Origin of the sequence: Limnohabitans sp. 2KL-17 (assembly GCF_003063415.1) — a bacterium.
In the GTDB taxonomy this organism is placed as follows: Bacteria; Pseudomonadota; Gammaproteobacteria; order Burkholderiales; family Burkholderiaceae_C; genus Limnohabitans_A.
The window spans coordinates 118,274-125,060 of the sequence record NZ_NESK01000007.1; the positions used below are offsets into that span (position 1 = coordinate 118,274).

Here is a 6,787-nt window from a genome sequence, read left to right on the forward strand (position 1 = left end):
ACTACGAGCCCAGGCTCGCCAGCCTATGCTGTTAACTTGAGAATGAAGAACCGCAGCCGCAGGTGGATGTGGCATTTGGATTCTTGATGACGAACTGCGCGCCCTGGAGGTCTTCTTTGTAATCGATCTCCGCACCAATGAGGTACTGGTAGCTCATTGCGTCGATCAACAAGGACACACCATTTTTACTCATGGTCGTATCGTCTTCGTTGGTGATTTCGTCAAAGGTAAAGCCGTACTGAAAACCAGAGCAACCGCCACCCTGGACAAACACACGCAACTTCAAATCAGGGTTGCCCTCTTCAGCGATCAGGTCGGCCACTTTGGCAGCGGCACTGTCGGTAAAGACGATGGGCGTGGGCATTTCAGTCTGGATATTTTCAGCAAGAGCGCTCATGGTGTTTCTCCGTTCAATGAAGAATAGTATAGCGCGTTGGTCGGGAATTACGGCCCTGCCCAAGCAGTAACGCTACTGCGCTCATGGGCTTTTAAAGCTGCCTCCCAAAAGCAAAAAGCCGCCACGGCAAACCGTTGCGGCTTTTTGACAAACAGAAAGCGGATTAACGCTTCGAGAATTGCTTACGACGACGAGCGCCGTGCAGACCGACCTTTTTACGTTCGACTTCACGGGCGTCGCGAGTGACGAAACCAGCTTGGCTCAGCATAGGCTTGAGCGTTGCATCATAGTCAATCAGGGCTCGGGTGATGCCGTGGCGCGAAGCGCCGGCTTGACCGGATTCACCACCGCCATGCACGTTGATCATGATGTCGAAAGTTTCGGCATGGTTGGTCAACATGAGGGGTTGCTTGGCGATCATGATCGAAGTTTCACGGCCGAAATAGGCTTGGATGTCCTTGCCGTTGACCGTGATCTTGCCAGTGCCTTTTTTCAGAAACACGCGGGCGACGCTGGATTTGCGACGGCCTGTGCCATTGTTCCATTCACCAATCATCTCAAGGCTCCTTAAATTTCCAGCACTTTAGGCTGTTGGGCGGTGTGGGGGTGCTCAGCGCCTCCGTACACCTTGAGTTTCTTGATCATGGCGTAACCGAGCGGGCCCTTGGGCAGCATGCCCTTGACAGCCTTCTCGAGTGCGCGGCCAGGGTGTTTGGCTTGCATGTCGCGGAAGTTGGTTGCAGTGATACCGCCGGGATAGCCCGAGTGACGGTAGTAAATTTTGTCGATCGTCTTGGTGCCAGTCACTTTGAGCTGGGCAGCATTGATGATGACGATGAAGTCACCTGTGTCGACGTGAGGCGTGTAAATGGCCTTGTGTTTGCCGCGCAAACGGAGAGCAACTTCGCTGGCTACTCGTCCGAGGACCTTGTTGGTCGCGTCAATCACAAACCACTCGTGCACGACCTCAGCGGGTTTGGCGCTGAAAGTTGTTGTCATGAGTTTTCTCTTAAAGAATGGTTTGTCGGGCCCTTTTCCACGGTCGGTGTTCCTCTTTTGAGAACCTCTTAGGTGGTAGATTGCCCTGGCCTGGCAAGGCCTGAGCGTCTTCGTCGCGGGGCCACAAATCGCTGCGAAGCCAGCTATTATACGAAAAATCAGGCACTTGACGAAGTTATCTGGTTACCATTAAGAGATGTTCAGTTACAGACACGCTTTCCATGCGGGCAACCACGCCGATGTGCTCAAACACATCACCTTGCTCGCCACCATGCGCCACCTCATGCAAAAAGAGGCCGGCATCACCCTCATCGACACGCACGCCGGGGCGGGTTTATACCGCTTGGACGGCGATTACTCCCAAAAAGGGGCGGAAGCCCAAGATGGTCTTTTCAAGCTGCTGACGGCGGTCGAAAAACTCGACACCTTGCCGGAGCCCGTACAAGACTACCTGGAACAAATCGCCAGCTTCAACCCGAACGGTCAAGCCAAGGTCTATCCCGGATCGCCATTTTTGATGCACAAACTCATGCGCCACGCATCACGCGACCGCCTGCGCCTGTTTGAGCTGCACCCGACCGACAGCAAGTCACTGACCGCCAACATCGCCCAACTCGACGCGGGCCGCACCATCACGGTCAGCCGTGAAGATGGCTTCGAGGCCCTCAAAAAATTGCTGCCTCCGCCTCCCTCGGCCACAGGCTCTAAGCGGGCCATGGTGCTGATCGACCCCAGCTACGAAATCAAGTCCGACTACGGAAAAGTCGCCAGCATCATTCAGGAATACCTGAAGCGCTTTTCCACTGGCACTTACCTGGTCTGGTACCCGATCATTCCTCGCCCTGAAGCCCACGATTTGCCGCGTCGGCTGCGCACCTTGTCCAATCAGGCGCAAAAGCCCTGGCTCAACGCCACGTTGGCGATTGGCCGTGGGCCGGGCGATGAAGGAGGTCTGGTGGCCAGCGGCATGTTCGTCATCAACCCGCCCTTCACCCTGAAAGACCAGATCCGTCAGGCGCTGGATGTGGTGGGCCCGGCCCTGGCCAGAGGCACGGGCAAGAGCTGGCAAGTCGAATCGTCTTGACGGCCGCCAACCGGGCTCAGGGAAAGTCCTGATTCGGCACTCTTTAAATTAACCGACCGCACGGTCGGTTAATTGATATACTGGCATCCGCGCCGCGATCATTCCATCCTGTTTGGCGCAGGAGAAGCCCATGTACACGCAATCTTTCAGCGTCCCGGACGGTTCCGAGGAAGCCAAATCTTCCGGCCTGAAGGCCGTTACCAAAGCCCTAAGCCCCCAGGATGCTGCCTTGCAAGCTCAGTTTGATGCGCGCATCGATGCCGATGGTCGCATTGAGCCGCGAGAGTGGATGCCCGAGGCTTACCGCAAAACCTTGGTGCGCCAGATCAGCCAGCACGCCCACAGCGAAATCGTTGGCATGCTGCCCGAGGCCAACTGGATCAGCCGAGCCCCCAGCCTCAAGCGCAAGGCCATCCTGATTGCCAAAGTACAAGACGAGGGTGGCCACGGCCTGTATTTGTACAGCGCCGCCGAAACCTTGGGCACCAGTCGCGACCAAATGCTGGACGGGCTGCACACCGGCAAAGCCAAATACAGTTCCATCTTCAATTACCCCACGCTCAACTGGGCCGATGTGGGCGTGGTCGGCTGGCTGGTCGATGGCGCAGCCATCATGAACCAGGTGCCACTGTGCCGTTGTTCGTACGGACCTTATGCCCGCGCCATGGTGCGTGTGTGCAAAGAAGAAAGTTTTCACCAGCGCCAGGGCTTTGAAGCCTTGCTGGTCATGATGCAAGGCACGGCCGAGCAAAAAGCCATGGTGCAAGACGCTGTCAACCGCTGGTGGTGGAAGTGCTTGGCCATGTTTGGACCGCCCGATGCCGACAGTCCCAACAGCGCGCAAGGCATGCGCTGGGGCATCAAACGCATCAGCAACGACGACCTGCGCCAAAAATTTGTCGACGCGACCGTGCCACAAGCCAAGGTGATGGGCGTGACCCTGCCCGACCCCGACCTGAAATGGAACGAAGCGCGACAGCAGCACGACTACGGCCAAATCGACTGGGACGAATTTTGGGCCACTGTCAACGGCAATGGCCCGTGCAACAAGGAGCGCCTGGGGGCGCGTGTGAAGGCCTGGAATGACGGTGCTTGGGTACGTGAAGCAGCAATGGCCCACGCCAAGAAACAACAGCAACGCCAAATGAAGGAGGCTGCATGAGCACCCCATCAAACACCACCGCATTGAAGGAGTGGCCCCTGTGGGAAGTTTTTGTTCGCAGTAAGCAAGGTCTGGAACACAAACACTGCGGTAGCCTGCACGCCTCGGACGCCGAACATGCCCTGCAAATGGCCCGTGACGTTTACACCCGCCGCCAGGAAGGCGTGAGCATCTGGGTCGTTCCATCGGCCAGCATTGCGGCCAGCGAACCCAATGACAAACCCGAGTTCTTCGACCCGGCCAGTGACAAGGTTTACCGGCACCCCACGTTCTACGTGATCCCCGATGAAGTGGGCCACATGTGAGCAGGCAGATGAACGCCCCCATTGATTACTTGCTGCACCTCGCCGATAACGCGCTGATCCTCGGTCAACGGAACGCCGAGTGGTGCGGTCACGGTCATATCCTAGAAGAAGACATCGCCCTGGCCAACAACAGCCTGGACCTGATCGGACAGGCCCGAATGCTCTACCAACGAGCTGCCGAACTGCAAGGCGGTGACGCCACCGAAGACACGCTGGCCTACTTCCGTGATGTGCCTGATTTTCGCAACTACACACTGTGCGAACTGCCGCACATGCCCTTGATGTCCGCCACCGCTCAAGGCGATCGCGACTTTGCCATCACCATCGTGCGAAACTTTTTGTACAGCAGCCTGATGGTTTTGGTTTGGGACCAATTGCAAAATTCCAAAGACGTACAACTGGCTGCGATCGCCGCCAAATCACTCAAAGAAGTGCGCTACCACCTGCGGCATTCGCGAGACTGGCTGGTGCGCATGGGCGATGGCACCACCGAATCGCATGACCGCGCACAAATTGCCGTGGACCAGTTGTTGTCATACACCCAGGAATTCTGGACCAACAGCCCGCAAGAGGCCTCCGCCTTGTCCAACGGCACCGGCATCGACATGGCCTCATTGCAAACCGACTGGAACCAGATCGTGGATGCGGCTTTGCAAGAGTCCACACTCCAGCGACCCGCCGCTGGCGGCTTTGTCACCACGGGCAAACAGGGCATTCATTCCGAGCACCTTGGGTTCGTACTGGCTGAAATGCAAAGCCTGGCACGCGCGCACCCGCAAGCGACCTGGTAATACACGCTGATGTCCAACCCCATCCCCCTGCAAACCAGCACAACACACATTGCCCGAGCCTGGGCTTTGCTGGAGTCATTGACTGACCCGGAAATTCCGGTGGTCACACTGCGCGAGTTGGGCATCCTGCGAGATGTACGTGAAAGTGCCACTGGGCTGGAGGTGGTCATCACACCGACCTACAGCGGTTGCCCGGCGATGGGCCAGATCGAGGACGACGTGTCCGCACTGCTGCAGGCCAACGGCCTGCAAGGCCGTGTGGTCACGCAACTGGCACCAGCCTGGACCACCGACTGGATGACCGAAGTGGCAAAGGAAAAATTGCGCGCCTACGGCATCGCCCCACCCCACGCCTGTGCCAACGAAAAAACAGGTTCGGCCAACGTGGTGCAGTTCGCTGCCCGCAGCGCCAGGCCCGAGGTGGTGAACTGCCCGCAATGCGGCTCCAGTAACACCACCGAAACCTCCCACTTCGGCTCTACGGCGTGCAAGGCCCTTTACCGGTGCCTGGCCTGCATGGAACCTTTCGATTACTTCAAACCCTATTGAGCTGCCTTGATGCAGTGAAGCCATGTCCGCACCACGCTTCCATGATCTCTCCGTCGCACGCGTCAACCCTGAGGCAGCAGGCGCAGTGGCGATCACGCTGAATGTACCGGCCAATCTGCGTGACAGCTTTGCCTTTCAGCCAGGCCAATTCCTGACGCTGCGCGCCAGCATCGATGGCGCCGATGTGCGCCGCAGTTACTCCATCTGTTCAGCCAATAGCTTGCTGCAAAAGCAAGGCCTGCTCGAAGTGGGCATCCGTCCCGTTGAAGGCGGCGTGTTTTCCAATTGGGCGGCCACACAACTTCAAGCCGGTGGCACCTTGCGCGTGATGCCGCCCGATGGCCGTTTTGTGGTGCAACGGCCCCGCGCCATCCACCGGGTGGGCTTTGCAGCAGGCTCGGGCATCACACCCATCCTGTCCATCTTGTCCAGCACCCTTGAAGACCAGCCCGAATCCAAGTTCACCCTGGTCTACGGCAACCGCCGCATGGACAGTGTCATGTTCAACGAAGCGCTGCAAGACCTGAAAGACCGCTACCCTGACCGCCTGACACTGATCCACATCCTGTCACGCCAGGCGCAAGAAGTGCCCCTGCTGGAAGGCCGCATCGATGGCGACAAAGTGCGTGCCATCATCGATGCGTTTTTGCCTGTGGGCAGCATGGACGAGGTCTTTGTTTGCGGCCCCGAAGCCATGATCGAAGCGACTGAGCAAGCTCTGCTGGGTGCCGGCATCAAGGCCGAGCGCATCCGCACCGAACGCTTCAGTTCCCCCACACTGGAAGCGCTGAGCCCCGAACAGCGCAGCCAGGCTGTGCTGGGCCATAAGGCCACCCGCGAGGAAGGTGAAGTGCAGCTGACCGTGGTGCTCGATGGCAAGCCCTACGACATGCCGATGAACCGTAACGAAAAAATCCTCGACATCGCGCTGTCCCTGGGTCTGGACCTGCCCTATTCGTGCAAAGCCGGCGTTTGCTGCACTTGCCGCTGTAAGGTGATGGAAGGCACAACCGTGATGGACAAGAACTTCACACTCGAAAAACCGGAAGTCGAGCAAGGCTTCATCCTGTCCTGCCAAGCCCGTCCGACCAGCGACCGGGTCGTGGTGAGTTTCGACGAACGTTGATTCGGTCACAGCTGGATCAAATTTCAATCCAAGAAGAAAGCCCTGCACTGCAGGGCTTTTAAACATGGCTGGTTTAGGGCTACGCTGAATAAGTCCACCGCATTGGGTGCTGTTTCGTTATAGGTCGATGAAACAACAGACCCTTGCCCTAGCGGCCGATGCAGGAGCCGGATTCGAACAATACCGTCGCGCAACCAGGCGCGACGTGTTCCTCTCCACAATGAATGAGATCGTTCCGTGGCATGCGCTATGCGAAGTGATCGAGCCGCATTACCCCAAGCCGGGCAATGGTCGCCCGCCGGTGGGACTTGAGCGTATGTTGCGCATGTACTTTGTGCAGCACTGGTTCAACTTGGCCGACGAGGCTTGCGAGG

The 6,787-nt window shown here is 57.8% G+C and carries 10 protein-coding genes; 7 read left to right on the forward strand and 3 right to left on the reverse strand.

The features are described from left to right. Positions 1–31: 31 nt before the first annotated feature. The 3 genes from erpA to rplM form a co-directional block, all read right to left on the reverse strand. A complete protein-coding gene (gene erpA, locus B9Z45_RS04995) occupies positions 32–397 on the reverse strand; it encodes an iron-sulfur cluster insertion protein ErpA (RefSeq protein WP_108406126.1) in 366 nt (121 codons plus the stop codon). A gap of 163 nt (positions 398–560) precedes the next feature. Beyond that, positions 561–953: a 30S ribosomal protein S9 gene (gene rpsI / locus B9Z45_RS05000; protein WP_108354255.1), complete on the reverse strand. Its 393-nt coding sequence runs from the start codon at positions 951–953 to the stop codon at positions 561–563. An 11-nt stretch (positions 954–964) separates the two neighbouring features. Next, on the reverse strand, positions 965–1,396 hold the full coding sequence (rplM, locus tag B9Z45_RS05005; RefSeq protein ID WP_108406127.1) for a 50S ribosomal protein L13: 432 nt from the start codon (positions 1,394–1,396) through the stop codon (positions 965–967). Between the two features lie 196 nt (positions 1,397–1,592). Between rplM and B9Z45_RS05010 the strand changes: the two genes are divergently transcribed. The 7 genes from B9Z45_RS05010 to B9Z45_RS05040 all read left to right on the forward strand — a co-directional run. Beyond that, entirely contained in the window at positions 1,593–2,480 is an 888-nt protein-coding gene (locus B9Z45_RS05010) for a 23S rRNA (adenine(2030)-N(6))-methyltransferase RlmJ (protein ID WP_108406128.1), read from the forward strand. A 130-nt stretch (positions 2,481–2,610) separates the two neighbouring features. Then, a complete protein-coding gene (gene paaA / locus B9Z45_RS05015; protein ID WP_108406129.1) occupies positions 2,611–3,642 on the forward strand; it encodes a 1,2-phenylacetyl-CoA epoxidase subunit PaaA in 1,032 nt (343 codons plus the stop codon). Continuing rightward, a complete protein-coding gene (gene paaB, locus B9Z45_RS05020; protein ID WP_108406130.1) occupies positions 3,639–3,947 on the forward strand; it encodes a 1,2-phenylacetyl-CoA epoxidase subunit PaaB in 309 nt (102 codons plus the stop codon). Before paaA ends, paaB begins: the two co-directional genes overlap by 4 nt. A gap of 8 nt (positions 3,948–3,955) precedes the next feature. After that, the gene (gene paaC, locus B9Z45_RS05025) at positions 3,956–4,738 is read left to right on the forward strand and encodes a 1,2-phenylacetyl-CoA epoxidase subunit PaaC (RefSeq protein ID WP_108406146.1); all 783 of its coding nucleotides are present in this window, start codon (positions 3,956–3,958) and stop codon (positions 4,736–4,738) included. Between the two features lie 9 nt (positions 4,739–4,747). Continuing rightward, the gene (paaD, locus tag B9Z45_RS05030; protein ID WP_108406131.1) at positions 4,748–5,287 is read left to right on the forward strand and encodes a 1,2-phenylacetyl-CoA epoxidase subunit PaaD; all 540 of its coding nucleotides are present in this window, start codon (positions 4,748–4,750) and stop codon (positions 5,285–5,287) included. A gap of 22 nt (positions 5,288–5,309) precedes the next feature. Then, positions 5,310–6,413 carry a 1,2-phenylacetyl-CoA epoxidase subunit PaaE gene (gene paaE / locus B9Z45_RS05035; protein ID WP_108406132.1) on the forward strand — a complete coding sequence of 368 codons (1,104 nt, stop codon included), beginning with the start codon at positions 5,310–5,312 and terminating at the stop codon, positions 6,411–6,413. Positions 6,414–6,540: 127 nt separating this feature from the next. Beyond that, positions 6,541–6,787, forward strand: a 247-nt coding sequence (locus B9Z45_RS05040; RefSeq protein ID WP_146180858.1) for a transposase, incomplete at its 3' end; no start/stop codon positions are given.